The organism is Oceanobacillus halophilus, from assembly GCF_003628505.1.
Lineage (GTDB): Bacteria > Bacillota > Bacilli > Bacillales > Amphibacillaceae > Oceanobacillus > Oceanobacillus halophilus.
Map to the genome: position 1 here is coordinate 477,218 of NZ_RBZP01000001.1, position 17,696 is coordinate 494,913.

Consider the following 17,696-nt stretch of genomic DNA (forward strand, 5'->3'; position numbering starts at 1 on the left):
ATTTAATGGTCTATTAGAGGTTGTTCAAAAATCATTTAAATTTATTAATAAATCATTCCACATTACTGTAACTCTTTTTGTCTAGCTTGTCGCTGCTTTTCAAAACAATATCGAATAATTAATTGCTGATCTATCTTTGTGATTTTTGTAAATTTTACGGAAGTTATATTGATGTTGCTTTTTAAGGATTTTATAAAAACCACTTTTGCCTCTACAGAAATATAATATGAATCAATGTTATTCATTGGCAGAACTATAAAAACCTGGATATATTCCCCAATAGTAAGTATATCCCTTTCTGGAATAATGAACGATAAGCCACCACCACTAATGTCCTCTGTTACTGTGGTGAAAGGAACAAATTTTTTTGTAAGACTATGAATAGCAACATCAATAGCGGATTCTACCCTAACAAATTCTCTTCGCTGAATACGTTTTATCTTTTTCTTTTCAGGAAGTTTAATCAATAGTGCAGGTATCTTCATATTAACTCTTTCAAGAATAATACTACGAAATTGATAAACAGCTTTATCTTTCGAGACATAAGTAACCAAGATAGTTGATCCTATAGGTAAAAAGGATGTTTTATTTGTATTCACATTAATTGGATAATCAATAATAAGGCCTTGGTTGTTTTTTTCAATAATTTTACAACGATATTTCCTAACTTCACTTGATTGATTGTCTTCATATTCTATATGGATTAAAGTGCCAATCTTCACTCTTATGCGCACTCCCTTTATGCCCTAATTTACAATTCATAGAACATTAAATATAATTAATACAAAAGCTTTCTAATGAAAAATCATCCAATATACCTATTATTACAGAAAAATAAAAAAAGGGAAAGGCTTTTCACCACTCCCTAATTGATAGCATAATTAATTTCACTACCACCTAATTTATCGACTTTTTCTTCCATTCCTGTTTTGGCATTAATAAATATTCGATACGTGTCGTCACCATACGTACCTAAAAATTCATGGGCTAAGACTTCTTCCCCGATATCGTTATCAATTACTGCCAAAAACTCTTCTTGAATATCTACATTCGAATTAACCATTTCTTTTGCTTCATCAACAGATATTTCGGGTTCGGGTATGTTTCTTTCTTTGTGGTTCATAAGGTAATTTTGCGCAGTAATACCCATTATATCTCCATTATCCAAAGCTACTTTCACTTCAAGTGCATCAGAGTATACTCTAACCCCATTTTCAGAGTATAAAAATGAGTATGCACCCGTATTATCATATTCACTGCTATGAAACATTACCATATCTTTATAACCCAACTCTTCGATATAAGCTTTTGCTTTTTCCATGCCTTCATTTAAACTTATCTGTTTCTCTTTCATCGGCCTTTCAACTAATAAAGAGACAGGTTGACCACCTTGTTTCGTTATATCCATATAAGCATGACGATTGTCATCCGTATAGGTAGCACTATACAATGGTACATCGGCGCCATCCCCTGTTTCAGTAATTCTTATCTTAGACGCATCATTAACTTCAAAAAGATCTTTACTTAAAGTTAGTGCCTGTTTTTCTGTAATTTCCTGTTTACCTTTTAAGTATTGATATTGATGCTGTTTTGAAGATGTTCCAATAATAGGAGAATCCACATTGGTTTCAGAAAAACCTTCCACTGTCTTTTCTACTGTTTTAAGACCATCAATAATTGTATTATCGACTTGCTGATCCTCGTTAGCTAAGGTTAACTGGACATCCATCCATCTCAGATTGTCTTCTAGCACTAAATGCTGTACTTTTCTTAACTCATTCTCGATTTCAGCTGATTGTTCGTACAGACTTTCAAGTGTTTCTGTTTCTTCTTCGCTCAACGGTTCATCATCCAAATTCCTTACAGCAGTTCGGTATGTGAAATCACCAATATCAGATAAAAATTCTTCGGTTTTATTAAAAGGTAATAACCCTAATGGAAGTTGGCCAACATTAGTAGAGGCTTCTGAAGTTAAGCGCCATATTTCTACCATCTGAGGTGATAATCTTTGATCTGAATTCATTGCTAGAGCTGTTCCTATTTCATCATGTAATAAATCCATATGATAAGCAAGTTCATGAAAAGCACGTTGGTACGTATTCTCAGCCTGAACTAATATTGAATTCTTCTCTTGATGTTCCTGATAACCCCAAAAAGCTGTTCCGGCAATTCCCAGACTTAAAACTGCTATTAAAATCCACCTTAGCATACCTGTTCACCTTCCTATTTACAGAATATATGTTTACCTATCCGTTTAATTTGAGGTCTAGACCAAATCCAGCTAGATGTAGCTGTGTCTGGATTAAAGTAATAAATAGCATGTCCAGTAGGGTCCCAACCATTTATTGCATCTAATACCGCTTCTTTAGCCCTTTCATTTGGTGTTAACCAAATCTGACCATCTGCTACTGCCGTGAATGCTCTTGGTTCAAATATCACACCCGACACAGTATTTGGGAATGATGGACTATCCACTCTATTAAGAATGACAGCAGCAACAGCTACCTGTCCTTCATACGGTTCCCCACGAGCCTCGCCATACACAGCATTAGCCATTAATTGGATATCATTTTGAGAAAAGCCTTGTGGCACATTTACAGCCGTAGCACTTGGTCCGTCATCTTTATCTTTTGTTGCTTCACTTTCTTTTGCAGGTTCACTTTCCTGTTTATTTTCACTTGGTTCGGACTTCTGCTCTTGGGTTTCTTGTGGCTGACTTTCTTTTTGATCTTGTGATTTTTGTTGCTTTTGATTTTTGTTCTCCTCTTGTTTCTTTTGAGGGTTTGGTGCAGATTGTTTCTCTTGATCCACTCCCCCATAGTGGGTGAATTTATTTCCTTTCGAAATCTGCTCTTTTACAAATGCTTTATCATATTTACTAGCTTTTGCAAGTTTATCTTTTGTTTTCTGTCCAGCTAATCCATCTACCTTCATACCAAACTCATATTGGAAGTTTCTTAAAGCCCAATAAGTTCCCCAACCAAAAACTCCATCAATTTTTCCATTATAAAAACCTAAATATTGTAGTCTAGCCTGTAGTTCAATTACATCATCGCCAGTAGCTCCTTGCTGAATAACTTGAGAACTAAAAGCACTTGCTTGATTAGTTGAATACGTCGTTTCAAATGCAAGAAATATAGTGCAAATTATCATAAATAACAGGTATGAACGTTTGAACATGATTTTTTCCTCCTGATACACTAAGTATTGTAATATCTATTTTTCGATAAAGTATCTTTTTTATGCATAGATTATGGTAAGCTAATAACTATCAATGATAATTTGGTTCTTGATTTTTTAATATGAACTACTATTCGAATACCATGCTTGCTTTTCTTTTAGATGCTATTTTTTATAATTTGAGTGACAGATTTTGTTTAAAAGAAAACATCGTAAAAAAGAACTTCTTTGGCCCTTGTGCCGAAGAATCCTACTTCAAAACGTTACTAGCAAATTAAGCGCAATTACGACCTTTCCGCGAGGAGGCTGAAGCCATGCCCGTGAAGCAAATATTCTCTTTGTGGCATTAAAAAAAGACCCCTAAAGATAGAGGTCTTAATGATTATATATTGGTACTTGATTGGTTTGCAGCCTTGATTCGATGCAATGCAAAAAACCATAGAAAAATCATAAAAGGAATCAAATAATAAATCCAGTTACTTTTTACAGTGATTAATATATAGTTATATGTCCCATGAAGCAACAAAGGAATAAATAACGCATATGCTCTATTCCAATTTGTATGATACTCTGTTATTTTTGCTCGTCCAAAATAATATCCCATAATAACACCAAACAACGCATGAGATGAAACAGGAAAAAAACCTCTTAAAAAGGCGTATTCTATCCCATTAGTCAGTAAATACAGGATATTTTCGACGGAAGCAAATCCCAAACTAATGGATACTGCGTACACTATACCATCATAATGATCGTCGAATTCCGAATGGTAATAAATAGAGAACATAAAAATAAACCATTTAAAGAATTCTTCTAAGAATGCGATATATAAGAATGAATGGATAAATTCATTGTTCGTTATATTTTCCGTTGATAAAGCATATTGAATAAACATTATCGGGAATACTAATAAAGCACCTAGTAAAAACGTTTTAACTATTAAGGATAACGGTTCCGTAACTCGATCTTTTAAATAAAAATAGGACAATAAAGCAAAAGCAGGTGCTAGACCGGCAGACAAAACAGCAATCATCGTATATTTAACCTCTTTCCACTAACACTAGTCTTATCGTATCATGAGGTAGGAAGTATGAAAATATAAATTTTGGATTGCGAGTGATATTTCTTGAATAAGATATTAATAATACATACTGGTGGAACCATTTCAATGCTTGAAAATCAAAAGACTGGAGAAGTAAATTCCACAAAAGAACATCCATTAGCGAATATTTCTGCAGAACACTCTAACATACAAGCAGAAATCCAAGAAAGAATACTATTAGATTTGCCTTCTCCACAAATTACACCACAACATATGCTATTAATTGCAAAAGAAATTGAAAAAGAAATTCCTAACTATGATAGTGTTATTATAACTCATGGAACAGACACTCTGGAGGAGACGGCGTTTTTCTTAGATTTAGTCGTAAAAACAAACAAACCAATTATACTGACTGGTGCCATGAGGTCTTCCAATGAAATCGGCTCAGATGCTTTATATAATTTACTTTCTTCAATTCGAGTGGCTATCCACGATGAAGCAAAAGAAAAAGGCGTTTTAATAGTTATGAACGATGAAATACATACAGCAGAAAATGTCACGAAAACATCCACAAGTAATATTGCTACTTTCCAGAGTCCGCAATATGGACCAATAGGAATGGTTACAAAAGAAAAAATAATTTTTCATCGAACACGACTTTCAAGAAGAACTATGGAAGTTGCAAATATTACAGGTAACGTTTTTCTATTAAAAGCTTATGCAGGAATGAACGAAACATTATTAAATGCTGTACACCAAGCTAAACCTGATGGATTAGTCATTGAGGCTTTAGGGCAGGGGAATTTACCAAAAGAAACCGTTCAACCGTTAAGAAATATAGTTGAAGATAATATTCCTGTAGTACTTGTCTCCAGATGTTTTAAAGGTAACGTACAACCAACATATGGTTATGATGGTGGCGGAAGACAATTGAATAACATAGGTCTAATTTTCGCAGATGGTTTATCTGGTCAGAAAGCACGTATTAAATTACTAATAGCACTAGAAAAAACAAAAAATATAGAAGCATTAAAAAATATATTTTCTTCATAATAAAAACATACTAATCTTAGTATGTTTTTATTATTGGCTTTTGTCTGAAAAAATATCGCTTTTTAAGATTACTCTATTTTACATTTTATATAGAGTCCTAATATCTTTAATTTAGAATAGTGTAGCTCTCGCTTACACTTATGTTTGATTTGTGCGTTCATTAGCTCCAGCAGAATACTTGCGGTTCGCGAGCACGGCCTCAGCCTCCTCGCGGAAAAACCGTTACTGCGCCTGCGTCTACTAGGATAGTTCGAAGTAGGCTTCCTCTTCGCAAAGGCCGAAGAAGGTTAATCAAGTAGATCCCTCGCTGCTCAGGTCTGGACTCGTGCTTTTCCCGCAGGACAAGGAAGGCTACGTCAGCATTATATCGCACGAAGAAAATTGCCCTTTATTTTCAAGGAGTCTCCGCATTCTCCGCTTAAATAGGTGCTCAAGATTACTTTGAGCTTATATCTCTAGAAATGACGTTTTAAGACCGTTATAATCCTTAAAACAGCATATTTCTTTTTTATACAAGTAGAGCAGACGCATAGCGGAATGTATTTCCGAAGCGGTGTTAACGAATCGCTCTTAGTTATTTATTCTTAATTAAATATATCAGGAATTTCTATCAACTGTATAAGTTCAAAAACAACAAACTATACGAAAAGAGCCGTTTTATTTGTTCATTATTGCATCCTTAATAGCTTGTCCGTGGAAACGTCCATTTTCTATAAAAATAGCATTGTTGTTAAAACCACTCGTGACTACTCCTGCAATATATAACCCTGGAATATTCGTCTCATAGGTTGATTCATTATATTGTGGTCTTCCACTTTCTTTATCAACAATTACACCTGCATTCTCTAGAAATGCAATATTTGGGCGGTAACCGGTCATAGCAAAAACAAAATCATTCTTAACTTTATGATGTTGACCATCGACGGTATAATGCACGAATGTATCCGTTATCTCCGAAACATGTGCGTTAAAAATCATTTGGACTTCCCCTTTTCGAATTAAGGAATCAAATTCTGGCAAAATCCATGGTTTAATACTTTTAGAATATGTTGAACCTCGATATAAAACGGTAATAGACCGAGCACCTGCTTTATGTAGTTCTAGCGAAGCATCAACTGCTGAATTTTTCCCGCCCACTATAACTATATCTTTATTAAAATACGGATGAGCCTCTTTAAAATAATGCATAACTTTATTTAGATTTTCTCCCGGAACATTCATATAATTTGGCTGATCATAATACCCAGTTGCAATAATCACTTTATTAGAAATATATGTGTTTTTTAGTGAATTTTTTGTTAATGTATCCACTTGGAATTTTTCATTTGGCAACTTTTTAACATTTAACGCCTTTTCGAATGTTTTTATGCGCAGATTTTCCCTTGAGGCTACTTCGCGATAATAAACTAATGCCTGATTCCTAACTGGCTTTTTATTTTCTGTAATAAAGGGAACATCTCCAATTTCTAATTTATCGCTGGAACTAAAGAATGTCTGGTGTGTTGGAAAATTATATATGGTATTCACAATATTTTCCTTCTCAATAATAATTGGTTTATATCCAGCATTTTGTAATTCGATAGCAGCAGACATCCCACAGGGACCACCACCAATTATTAGTACATCCTCATGATACAAATAAATCACTTCCTTACTATCCATAACTAATCAAAAAAACTCTTATCCAATTATAAACGATAAGAGTTTTTTCGTCTTTCTTTTTGTTTACTAGTAAAAAGGCTACTTTCTCTCTACAAAAATTTATACCCATCCACGGAAACGGGATGCTTCTGCCATTTTTCTAACTCCAACCATATATGCAGCTAATCGCATATCTACTCTTCTTGTTTTTGAAGTATTATAAATTGTATTAAATGATTTAACCATTATTTCATTAAGCTTTTCCTCGATTTCTTTCTCTGACCAATAATAACCTTGGTTATTTTGAACCCATTCGAAGTAGGATACAGTCACTCCACCTGCTGAAGCCAATACATCAGGAACTAGTAATATCCCACGTTCGCTGAGAATTTTTGTCCCCTCCATCGTAGTCGGACCATTGGCGGCTTCTACAACAATCCTGGCTTTGATTTTATGGGCATTTTCTTTTGTTATTTGATTTTCTACAGCTGCTGGAACAAGTATATCGCATTCCCGTTCTAATAACTCTTTGTTAGTAATGGTTTTATTGAACAACTTTGTTACTGTACCAAAGCTATCTCTTCGATCCAGCAAGTAATCAATATCCAATCCTTCCTCATCATATAGAGCACCGTACGCGTCAGAAATTCCTACAACTTTTGCTCCTGCATCATGAAGAAACTTCGATAGATAACTACCAGCATTACCAAATCCCTGTACAATAACTCTAGCGCCTTTAACATCTATTCCTTTTTTCTTTGCTGCTTCATTCAAGACGATTGTTACGCCCTTTGCCGTAGCAGTCTCTCTACCGTGTGATCCACCAAGTACAATCGGTTTTCCAGTAATAAATCCAGGGTTATTAAATTCATCAATTCGACTATATTCATCCATCATCCAAGCCATAATTTGTGAATTGGTAAAAACATCCGGTGCAGGTATATCCTTTGTTGGACCAACTATTTGGCTGATTGCTCGCACATAACCACGACTTAATCCCTCTAATTCGCGGAATGACATTTCTCTTGGGTCACAAATAATACCACCTTTAGCTCCACCATAAGGCAAATCTACAATTCCTGCTTTTAAACTCATCCATATCGATAATGCTTTTATCTCTTTTTCCGTTACCTTTGGATGAAATCTGATTCCACCCTTAGTTGGTCCGACTGCATCGTTATGTTGTGCTCGATAACCTGTAAACACTTTTATCGCACCATCATCCATTCTAACTGGAATCCTGACAGTCATCATTCTCATAGGGTCTTTTAACAAAGCATAGACTTCTTCCGGGTAACCTAATTTTTCTAATGCAGTTTTTATAACAGCACGTGTCGAGATTAGTACATCCATATTTTCTTCATTCGTATTGGTAGAATCTGCTGCTTGTTCGGCTACCATGAATTTACCTCCTACAAAATGCATAAATGTATTTGGAAACGCTCCATCAGTGATTAGTATACACTTTCGATATAAATATGCAACGAAAAGGAAAGGTTTCCTATCGATAGATTCTGCCTTCCTTTAACTAACTTGTTTTAAGGATCTTTTCGTAAGTTTTATTGCTTTAGCTCTAGTCTAACAGAATGTTGCTTTTTACCATGACTTTACTTTACATTTTGTACAGTCTTTGGATATCTTCAATTCAATTCAGAATGCTGTAGCTCTCGCTCACACTTATTATCTGTGCGGTCATTCACTACGGCAAAATGATTCGCTTTCCGCAGCGGATGTTAAGCAGTCTGGAGTATCTATCAACTGTAAAATTTAAAAAGTGAAAGAGCACTTTTTAAGCAAGTCAGAGTTTAAGGAAAACTGCAACATAACTATGAAAAGCTACATGCTATTAGAAAAGAGCATTATCTAATAACAATTCTTTTCTATCTGCCACTCAAGGACAAGTTAACAAACTCTTCTATCATATCCTCATACGAAATTCCAATTGCTTTTGCGGCATCTGGAAAGAGGCTAGTTGGTGTCATACCAGGCAATGTGTTTACTTCTAAGATAACAGGTATGTTATCTTCCGTAAGAATAAAGTCAACCCTTGAGTATGTTTCACAACCAAGAACCTGATGTGCTAAGATTGCATATTTCTGGATTTGTTCCGTTAATTTTTCATCTAGTTTAGCTGGGACAATATGCTCGCTTCCACCCTGTGCATATTTAGATTCATAGTCATAGTATGAATTCTTGGGAATGATTTCAATAATTGGTAATGCTTTTTCCCTACTGGAAGATCCAATAATAGGAACCGTTAACTCTTTACCCTGAATAAAATCTTCAACTAAGAGCGTATCATCACTCCTTAATGATTTCTGTACAGCTTGAGCTATATCTTCAACTTTTTTAATAATTGTTAACCCTAAAGTTGAACCTTCTTGATTAGGCTTAATAACAAAGGGAGGTTCAAAATTTCCCTTAATTAACTCTGTAATTTGCTCCACCGTATATTCCGTTTGTTTATATGTTTTACTCTTCGCTACGGGAATATGATTCATTTCGAATATTTGTTTTGCTTTTGCTTTATCCATTGCTAATGCAGATGATAATACTCCAGAACCAACATACGGCAGACCAATCATATCTAATAAACTTTGAATTTTCCCATCTTCTCCATACTTCCCATGAAGACCAATAAATACTAAATCAACTTTTAAATTTATAATTTCAGAAAGGCGATCTGGGTGAAAATCAATTCCAATCACCTCGTGTCCTTTTTTCCTTAATGCATCTATAATTCCTTTACCAGAAGAAAGAGAAACTTCTCTCTCTCCTGAAATTCCTCCATAAAGAACAGCAATTTTCATTTTTATACGCACTCCTCTATCTACTTACAGCACTAACTTTTCAAAAACACAGACATAATCTGCGTAACTGCTTGATCAGTATAAATCTTTACACCATATTCATTAAGCCTGTGTGAAGTTATGATACTTGGGTATGCAAACTCTGACAATACCGCTATAATATCTTCTCTCGACTGGCTCTTAATATCCTCTTCCTTAAATAACATATAGTAACGATCATCCAAGTGGTATACTTTACCACCTACAAGACCTATAGATGATAAATAGGCAACGACTTGGATAATGTGTTCAAACTCTTCAAAAGAAAAGATTATCTCTTTACTTTCATCAAGTGTAACTTTCATCTCGACATATTCATCGTCCCAATTTATATCTTCAAATTTCTGAGTCACTGTTACGTGCATTCCTTGCGCTTGCATTAAGTGAACTTGAACAAACAACATCCCTTCTAATTCCACTCCTAATTCAGAGCTTGCCTCATGCATCATATCACTAAACAAATTTCGGACACTTGATGCATCTTCCCATATATCCTTAGTCGTAAAACCACGATCTACTAAATCATCGAAAGGTAAAAATATGGTAAATTGGTCATTAGACAAACGTTCAAAGCGCATACTAGTATCCTCCTTAACATGCCTTATTAAAATTCAATCATTATAAAAAAATACATTTTTCACCTTGTGGAAAAATACTTAATACATTATATGCTCATTTAATTATAATTGAACTTTACTTTTAAAGTCTGTCTTTACTTAAAGAAATAACGTGACACTCAGCATCCGTACCTAAACGAAATGGAAGAAGAGTATAACCGTACCCTTCACTAATTAATATTGAGGTCTTTCCTACTTTTTTGAACGTTCCCCGCTCATAAGGTCCAAATCCAACTATACGAATTTGTCCACCATGGGTATGGCCTGCTAAAACAACATTTAGTTTATCTCTTTCTTTTTGTTCCAGATCATAATAACCAGAAGGCATGTGAGTCAACAAAATAAAGTAATCACCTTTCGCATCCCTAAGAGCTAAATCAAGTCTTGCTTCCTTATATGTAGAACAATCTAAACCTAAGAAACTTATCACAGCATCATCTCTTTTAATATTCTTACTTGAATTAGCTAATACGATAACATTCTCCTGATCAAGTAAGGTATATAGTTCCTCGAAATTAGTCTCGTAGTCATTGTTTCCCCAAACAAAGTAAATTGGCACATTCCACTTATTTAATTCTTGCAGATTACTTCTGATACGTTTTAGAGGGACATTCTTTTCTGTTAGATCTCCACCAATAATGACACAATCAATATCCTTCGTTATAGACCGAAGTGTAGTTTCTTTAATTCTCCTACGATGAATATCTGAAATAAAGAAAATACGAAAACCCTCAAATGATGAGGGAATATTCTCATCTAATATGGTGTGATGTTTTATTTTATCATGGTGTGCTTTATAAATCATATAGAAGAATAAAATTGGAAAAGCAAACACAAAAAACAAGATATTTTTTTTCAATTTTAAAAGAACTCCTTCACCATAACCACTTTCTTCCAAAATTTAAACAATGTAACTAACTCATTAGTTGAAACACTTCATCTCCCCAATAATAGTATGCACCAAATATTATTGCTAAAAGCACAATGACAACCAAAATAAAGCGAATAAATGGCCTGCTAATTTTCAGACGAGCCCTCCCCCTGCTTATATGTACTTCCTTTCGAGGTGGGAGTTCAAGTATATCTATCTCTCTTTTTTCATTTCTTCTTTCTTCAGAAAAGACCTCTTTTTCTCTTCCATGCTTTTCCTCTGTTATTTCATCAAAAAGACTTCGCAATTCATTCGCTTGATCTTCTTCTATCTTAACATTCATAAATGTACACCTCACAATTTAAAGCGAATTATTAATCCCAACACAAAATCTACCGTAAAATGAAAAGCAATGGTCACATATAAATTATTTGTCACTTCAAATAAATAACCGATTAAAAAACTTATACTAAAAATGGAAAGAAGTAACACTGGTTTCGTAAAATAACGAAAATGGACTACTGCAAAGAGAATGCTAGCAATTAGATATCCAAATACAGATTGCAAAACACCTCTAAAAAGTAATTCTTCAGAAATTGCAACAAGAGAAGAAAGAACAAATATAAAGCCTATCGATTGATTTTTAAAAATTCTCTTATTGATACCCCCATCATCATAATGCTTTTCAGGAAAAATTCTCATTATAAAAATGTCCAGTAAGACAATACCTAACCCAGGAATCACACCATAAAAAAGAATTTGCTTAGGTTTCCATCCCATTATGGAATTCCAATCTGCAAAAGTATCAAAAAAGATAAAACTCAATCCTACTCCAACGATTAATAAAAGACCTTGTGATAGGAATACTTGCTTCTTTAACTCCTTGTCAGATAATCGCTTGATAATCTCACTTTGTTTCATTAGTGTCACCAATCAATAATCTTTTAAGCTGTATTTGCCAATTTGACTGTCTTTTAACTTCTGTTACTGTTTGCTCTGGTACCCATTCATTCCAGGAAAATCCACAGTTACTACAACATTGATAAGTCGCTTGAGAACTAAAAGGCTGAAAACTTTTATAAAGACTTTGTCTTAAACAATTATCATCATGAATCCATTTTAACATTTCAGCTAATTTATTTTCTTTATGTTTATTTCGACTTTTAATAATATGAAAGATAGATTGGAAAACATCTTTCCATGTTTCGGGAGTAGCAATTATCTTATTTTCTTTAATGATACCATGTTTTTCTAATTGATAACGTAAAAATCTCCACTGTATTTCATTTATCTGAAGTATATTTTCTATTTCTACTTCTTCATCAGGTAAATCCTTTCCTTCATTATACAGATGATGTAAATATTGATAAACAATTGATAAAACAGATTGACCCGGCAACTCATTTTTTATCATATTACTTGGCATATTGATATCCTGTCTTGAAAAAAGAAGTAGACTCACACTGGATTTCCCATCTCTACCAGCTCTTCCAATCTCTTGAATGAAAGATTCGAGTTGCAATGGAACATGATAATGGATGATTAAGCGAGTATTAGCTTTATCAATCCCCATTCCGAACGCACTTGTACAGCATATAACATCCAGCTGATCATTCATATACTGTTGTTGAATGATCATTCGATCACTAGGTTCCATGCCTGCATGATAAAATGCAACTTGTACTTCCTTTAGCTTTTCAGATAATAATTTCGCAACGTTCTCTGCCGTATTTCGACTGGAAAAATAAATAAGAGTTGGCACTCGATAGGTAGATAGTAATTCGACTATTTTCTCGATTTTCTCTTGTTCATTCTCTAATTTATCCACGCAAAAAGAGATATTAGGCTTGTCCATAGGATAAACATGTTTTCTCATCTTAGGTTTTTTTAATGAAGAGATAATATCATCTTGAACACTAGGAGTTGCTGTGGCACTCAAAGCTAAGATAGTTGGATTACCTAATTTTTCTATGATTCCACTAAGTCTTAAGTAGTCTGGACGGAATTCATGCCCCCATTGAGAAATACAATGCGCCTCATCAATGACAAATAAACTTATCTGCAATCTCTGCAATAATTTCATGATATGTTCCTGTTGTAATAATTCAGGGGAAACAAATAATAGATTATATTGATGCATGTTATTAATAACACGTCTTCTTTCCATTGGGTTCATAAAACTATTTAAGCTGGCGACTTTTTTAAAATTATGTGCTTTTAGCTTTTTAACTTGATCAATCATTAATGATATTAAAGGGGATATGACTATCGTTAACCCTTCTAGCAACACAGACGGTAATTGATAACAAATCGATTTGCCTGATCCTGTTGGCAATATACCAAGTACATTCTTTCCATTTAGCACATCTTGAATTATTTCTTTTTGTCCTTCACGAAAGGAAGTAAATTGAAAATGTTTTTCTAATTCTTTTTCGAGTACAATTTCCTTATCCACTCTAATCACCCTGTTTTTGTAATCTTGCTTGCATTGCAAGTACTAGCCTAATTTGAAAATAATTAATGTGTTCACTAACTCGACTTTTTATTTCTTTTAATTTATGAGATTTTGCTTGATTAATTGCTTGAAGTATCTCTGTCTGCTCTTGTTCTTTTACATAATTCCAAATAGGGAAATCATCTAAATATAAAGCAATTTCCACAATGTGGTCATTAATTGTGTTCTCTCTTAATCTTCTTGTAAAGGCAATCTGCTCAATCGTATAACCACTCTGTAACAATTGATATGTTTCTTTCGCAGAAATAGTTATTTGTGACATCATTTCATTCGATAGGCCCTTTAAGAACAATGATAATACCGGAAATTCTATTGAATCATTTTCTACTTTTTCTAGGATTCGATGGATCGAGCTAGTATGAACAAGGTGGGCATCATCTTCCGTAATCTGATGTTTCTCTGCTAATTGAAACAAACTTAATCCAAAATTTTTATAAGCTGTTAAACGGTCAACAAAAATTTCTGCCTCCTTATCTGGAAATTGATTCAGTATAATATGTAATTCATTATAAAGATTACGTAGAAAGCTAGCTTCCTTTCCTTTGACTTTACGATAAATTTGTTTCACCCAAAACTCCACTTTTGGATTTTCAACAATTGGAATAAAAGAAAAATTATTTTCTTTACTATTCGTTAAGGTTTGTATTAATAACAACAATCTATCAAGAAACACGTCCGATTTCTCATAATACATTAAACCTTTAAAAAATATATCAATGGTATGTTTTTCAAGCCATTCTATTCCGGGACCCGTTATAATAAAAGAAGATTCATTTACTGCATGATGCTGTATATAACCTGCTCGTAATAATTCTTGTGTTACAGCATCAATATCTACTTTCTTTATTCTCTTATGTATACCATAATATTGATCCAACTTATATATGTGTGCATCTTGGACAGTTTGTATGGATCGTTTTCCTTTCAATAAATGAAATATACTGGAAGTAGTGCGTTCTCCATTTAAATGCTTGTAACATGTAAGTAAAATCCATTTCAAGATCAATGATCATTTCACCACCTTAATCTATAACTTTCATAACCTTGTATTGAATATTTTTAAGATCAGTTTTACAATTAGACAGTAAAGTTTATTTAGGTTGGTTTAATTTATTTTAGGAGGGTACAAAGTGCCTTTATATACAATCGTAGATAAAGAAACTTGCATCGCATGTGGAGCTTGTGGAGCATCAGCACCAGACATATTTGATTATGACGACGAAGGTTTGTCCTTTTGTCAATTAGATAAAAACCAAGGTATAGAAGCCGTTCCAGATAATATGGAAGACGATGTACTGGATGCTTATGAAGGTTGCCCAACAGATTCCATAAAACTATCCAAAACTTCATTTAATGGAAATCCTTTAAAAGATGAAGAATAATTAACTATATTTCATTATACTTTACCAATACCCATTTAAAAAGTGTTATTGATTAGAAAATCAATAACACTTTTTGGCTTTTCGTACATATATGTTAGTATTAATTGTTTATTGTTCTATTTCATAGGGGTTGACAGCTTCTGGTACTTTTAAAGGTTGGCTAAGATTATAACTTCCTACCTGGTCTAAGGGCATATTTTGAAACTGAACTAGATTATATCCATAACTTTTGGCAGTCATTAAGATTGCTTCAATCATTATTATCAATTGCTGGTTATCAGGTTCTTTTATGTCGCCATCAAAGATTAATTCAAGCTCATTACCCGAGGATTTTATATCAAAATCAATTTCATTCGGTATTGTTTGAATAATATCAAATTCTTCTTGACTTCTCTTCATTTCCAGAATAGCATCGTTTACAGTTGATTCCTCTTCATGAGGTATTGGTACCAGAAAATCATCGCTGTATAATTTATAACTCTCCTTACTTTCATGATCCAATGACATTTCTTTCAATTGACCATACGGACCTAATTCAACACCTTCCGAATTGGCAGAATGGAAAGTGGCTTTTTTTAATCCCATCGGCACGAACATCGCTTCAATGAGTTTTTCAAACATGTATGCCTGAGCTGAACTATTTACAGAAAAGTTATCTGGAAGATTTATTTCGACTTCCTGATTGGAAGTAAGAATATTGTAAGATACATCCTCTAGCATATAATAATCAGTTATAAGCCCTTCTTCACTTAAATAATCCTCAAGTTTATTATAGTGTTCGCTTAAATTTTCTGCTTTAGGAATAATAAAGGTGACAGGAATAGCGTATTGAAATTGTTCATCAGATATGGCACCATAAATGATCTTTTCATTTTCTTTCAAAGAATTCCTTATCAATTGATTATGATTCATTTGTAGTATTATATTCTCTTCTGGGACAGGCGCGCTAGATTCACCCTGTTCTTCCTCTGTATCGAACTTTTGTGCATTCTTTTCTTGTGCCGTTGATTCTTTATCTAAAGTAGAATCCTCTGCAGATTGCGTATGATACATACTGTCTTGCTCACTATTAGTAAACGAAGTATTATTTAATGTTAACGGGATAATTCCTATAAGAAGGATCGCTACAACGGAACCCAGTATGGGAAGTAATTTGTTTAATTTTCTTCTATTATGATTATCATTTCCATTTTTTAAGTCAGAGGAGATTCTTTGATATAATATGTTTTTATCTCTGCTGTCCTCGATATTGGGCAATCTCTTTAGCTGTTCTTTTATTTCTTCTACGTTCCATTCATTATGTTTCATTTATATCTCTCCTCCTTTCTGATCCTTTTCCAGATGTTTCTTTAATGTTTTCAATCCTCGATGTTGTACGGTTTTTACTTTGCTAACACTGAAATTTAATATGTCAGCTGTTTCTTTTATGGAGAATGAATGGATAAATCTTAGTATGATGACACTTTTTTGGTCAAGTGTACACGTATCTAAGTAACTGTAGATCCTTTTTAATTCGTCATTTTGAATGGCTATTTCCTCTGGCAGAGCCTGCTGATCAGGTATGCTTTCTCCTTTTTCACTCCAATCAAAGAAATCAAGTATTCTTTGGGATGTCCTTTTCTTTTTGCGGAAATAATCATAAGTAACATGTTTTGCAATCGAAAAAAGCCATGTTTTCTCACTGCTATCCCCTTTAAAGGAACTATATGATTTAAGCACTTTAATATAAACATCTTGAACGATATCTTCTGTTAATTGTTTATCTTTAACCATGTAAAAAACAAATTGAAACAAATCCTGATGGTACCTATCATATAGCTTATCAAAAACGGCTTTCATATATTTCCTCCGTTCTTTATGTTTTGTCGTTTTCTGTTACAAAAAAGTTACATTCTTTATGTAGAAAGATTCAATTATTACTATAGAGGAAAAAATAAAAAATACCAACTATAAAATTAGTTGGTACACGATGATAGTGTTGGTTCATGATCTTGTTTAAAAATACCTACCTATCATTACGATAAAAAATACATTTATTTACATCATTCCCATGGTTGTAGGTCAAATACTACTTTATCACCAGATTCCAATTCATAATCTGCTGCACCTACATTTGGTGTTTCGCCGTTCACAGAATAAATCCATGCTGTTTTTTCTTCTTCACTAGCTTGCACCCGTTCTATCGAAGTAATAAATCCCGATTCTTGCTCGATAAAAAAGTGTTCTTCCATCTTATCCAATAAGTTGTCCCCATCTTCAATAGGTACTTCATCTTCAGTCACAAACTCTTCTCCATCATTGATTGAGACAGTAATACGAACATGATTTTCTGCTACTTCTTCTGTTTGAGAACTATTCGTAGTACTAGTAGAAGCGTTATTTTGTGTTTGATCACTATTTGAAGAACAAGCTGCCAATCCCCCAATAATTAAAAATAAAACAATAAATATAAAATGTCTTTTTTTCATTCTCTCTACTATCCTTTCGTCATTAATTTTTGTCATAAAAAGCTAACCCGCTTAACGAGTTAGCTTTTTATGATAAAC

At 33.6% G+C, this 17,696-nt stretch carries 18 protein-coding genes; 2 read left to right on the forward strand and 16 right to left on the reverse strand.

Translation table 11 applies throughout. From position 1 onward, the window contains the following. Nucleotides 1–62: 62 nt before the first annotated feature. The 4 genes from D8M06_RS02420 to prsW form a co-directional block, all read right to left on the reverse strand. Nucleotides 63–722, reverse strand: coding sequence for a flagellar brake protein (locus D8M06_RS02420; RefSeq protein WP_147404941.1), 660 nt, complete (start codon nucleotides 720–722; stop codon nucleotides 63–65). 143 nt (nucleotides 723–865) lie between these two features. Then, nucleotides 866–2,209, reverse strand: coding sequence for a germination protein YpeB (gene ypeB, locus D8M06_RS02425; RefSeq protein ID WP_121202757.1), 1,344 nt, complete (start codon nucleotides 2,207–2,209; stop codon nucleotides 866–868). Nucleotides 2,210–2,223: 14 nt separating this feature from the next. Beyond that, nucleotides 2,224–3,153: a spore cortex-lytic enzyme gene (sleB, locus tag D8M06_RS02430; protein ID WP_121203082.1), complete on the reverse strand. Its 930-nt coding sequence runs from the start codon at nucleotides 3,151–3,153 to the stop codon at nucleotides 2,224–2,226. 409 nt (nucleotides 3,154–3,562) lie between these two features. Continuing rightward, nucleotides 3,563–4,213 (reverse strand): glutamic-type intramembrane protease PrsW, encoded by a 651-nt coding sequence (gene prsW, locus D8M06_RS02435; RefSeq protein ID WP_121202758.1) that lies wholly within the window; start codon nucleotides 4,211–4,213, stop codon nucleotides 3,563–3,565. Nucleotides 4,214–4,306: 93 nt separating this feature from the next. Between prsW and D8M06_RS02440 the strand changes: the two genes are divergently transcribed. Further along, nucleotides 4,307–5,275: an asparaginase gene (locus D8M06_RS02440; RefSeq protein WP_121202759.1), complete on the forward strand. Its 969-nt coding sequence runs from the start codon at nucleotides 4,307–4,309 to the stop codon at nucleotides 5,273–5,275. A 657-nt stretch (nucleotides 5,276–5,932) separates the two neighbouring features. Here D8M06_RS02440 and D8M06_RS02445 read toward each other — a convergent pair. The 9 genes from D8M06_RS02445 to D8M06_RS02485 all read right to left on the reverse strand — a co-directional run bounded on the left by D8M06_RS02445 (nucleotide 5,933) and on the right by D8M06_RS02485 (nucleotide 14,774). Further along, a complete protein-coding gene (locus D8M06_RS02445) occupies nucleotides 5,933–6,913 on the reverse strand; it encodes a YpdA family putative bacillithiol disulfide reductase (RefSeq protein ID WP_121202760.1) in 981 nt (326 codons plus the stop codon). Nucleotides 6,914–7,036: 123 nt separating this feature from the next. Beyond that, nucleotides 7,037–8,317 (reverse strand): Glu/Leu/Phe/Val family dehydrogenase, encoded by a 1,281-nt coding sequence (locus D8M06_RS02450; RefSeq protein ID WP_121202761.1) that lies wholly within the window; start codon nucleotides 8,315–8,317, stop codon nucleotides 7,037–7,039. Between the two features lie 479 nt (nucleotides 8,318–8,796). Then, nucleotides 8,797–9,726 carry a D-alanine--D-alanine ligase gene (locus D8M06_RS02455; protein ID WP_121202762.1) on the reverse strand — a complete coding sequence of 310 codons (930 nt, stop codon included), beginning with the start codon at nucleotides 9,724–9,726 and terminating at the stop codon, nucleotides 8,797–8,799. 32 nt (nucleotides 9,727–9,758) lie between these two features. Then, complete coding sequence (locus D8M06_RS02460; protein ID WP_121202763.1) at nucleotides 9,759–10,343, reverse strand: genetic competence negative regulator; 585 nt, start codon at nucleotides 10,341–10,343, stop codon at nucleotides 9,759–9,761. A 121-nt stretch (nucleotides 10,344–10,464) separates the two neighbouring features. Beyond that, nucleotides 10,465–11,241, reverse strand: a complete 777-nt coding sequence (locus D8M06_RS02465) for a metallophosphoesterase (RefSeq protein WP_121202764.1) — start codon at nucleotides 11,239–11,241, stop codon at nucleotides 10,465–10,467. Nucleotides 11,242–11,296: 55 nt separating this feature from the next. Beyond that, nucleotides 11,297–11,596 carry a hypothetical protein gene (locus D8M06_RS02470; protein WP_121202765.1) on the reverse strand — a complete coding sequence of 100 codons (300 nt, stop codon included), beginning with the start codon at nucleotides 11,594–11,596 and terminating at the stop codon, nucleotides 11,297–11,299. A gap of 11 nt (nucleotides 11,597–11,607) precedes the next feature. After that, nucleotides 11,608–12,174 carry a CPBP family intramembrane glutamic endopeptidase gene (locus D8M06_RS02475; protein WP_121202766.1) on the reverse strand — a complete coding sequence of 189 codons (567 nt, stop codon included), beginning with the start codon at nucleotides 12,172–12,174 and terminating at the stop codon, nucleotides 11,608–11,610. Further along, nucleotides 12,161–13,708, reverse strand: a complete 1,548-nt coding sequence (locus tag D8M06_RS02480) for a RecQ family ATP-dependent DNA helicase (RefSeq protein WP_121202767.1) — start codon at nucleotides 13,706–13,708, stop codon at nucleotides 12,161–12,163. The genes D8M06_RS02475 and D8M06_RS02480 overlap by 14 nt, the downstream gene beginning before the upstream one ends. A gap of 1 nt (nucleotide 13,709) precedes the next feature. Continuing rightward, nucleotides 13,710–14,774, reverse strand: a complete 1,065-nt coding sequence (locus D8M06_RS02485; protein ID WP_121202768.1) for a YpbB family protein — start codon at nucleotides 14,772–14,774, stop codon at nucleotides 13,710–13,712. Between the two features lie 124 nt (nucleotides 14,775–14,898). Between D8M06_RS02485 and D8M06_RS02490 the strand changes: the two genes are divergently transcribed. Next, a complete protein-coding gene (locus D8M06_RS02490; RefSeq protein ID WP_121202769.1) occupies nucleotides 14,899–15,150 on the forward strand; it encodes a ferredoxin in 252 nt (83 codons plus the stop codon). 108 nt (nucleotides 15,151–15,258) lie between these two features. Here D8M06_RS02490 and D8M06_RS02495 read toward each other — a convergent pair whose 3' ends face one another. From D8M06_RS02495 to D8M06_RS02505, 3 genes are all read right to left on the reverse strand, one after another. Then, nucleotides 15,259–16,458 carry a hypothetical protein gene (locus D8M06_RS02495; RefSeq protein WP_121202770.1) on the reverse strand — a complete coding sequence of 400 codons (1,200 nt, stop codon included), beginning with the start codon at nucleotides 16,456–16,458 and terminating at the stop codon, nucleotides 15,259–15,261. Then, on the reverse strand, nucleotides 16,459–16,989 hold the full coding sequence (gene sigX, locus D8M06_RS02500) for an RNA polymerase sigma factor SigX (protein WP_121202771.1): 531 nt from the start codon (nucleotides 16,987–16,989) through the stop codon (nucleotides 16,459–16,461). It lies immediately after the preceding gene. Between the two features lie 203 nt (nucleotides 16,990–17,192). Continuing rightward, a complete protein-coding gene (locus D8M06_RS02505; protein ID WP_121202772.1) occupies nucleotides 17,193–17,618 on the reverse strand; it encodes a DUF4430 domain-containing protein in 426 nt (141 codons plus the stop codon). Nucleotides 17,619–17,696: the final 78 nt, after the last annotated feature.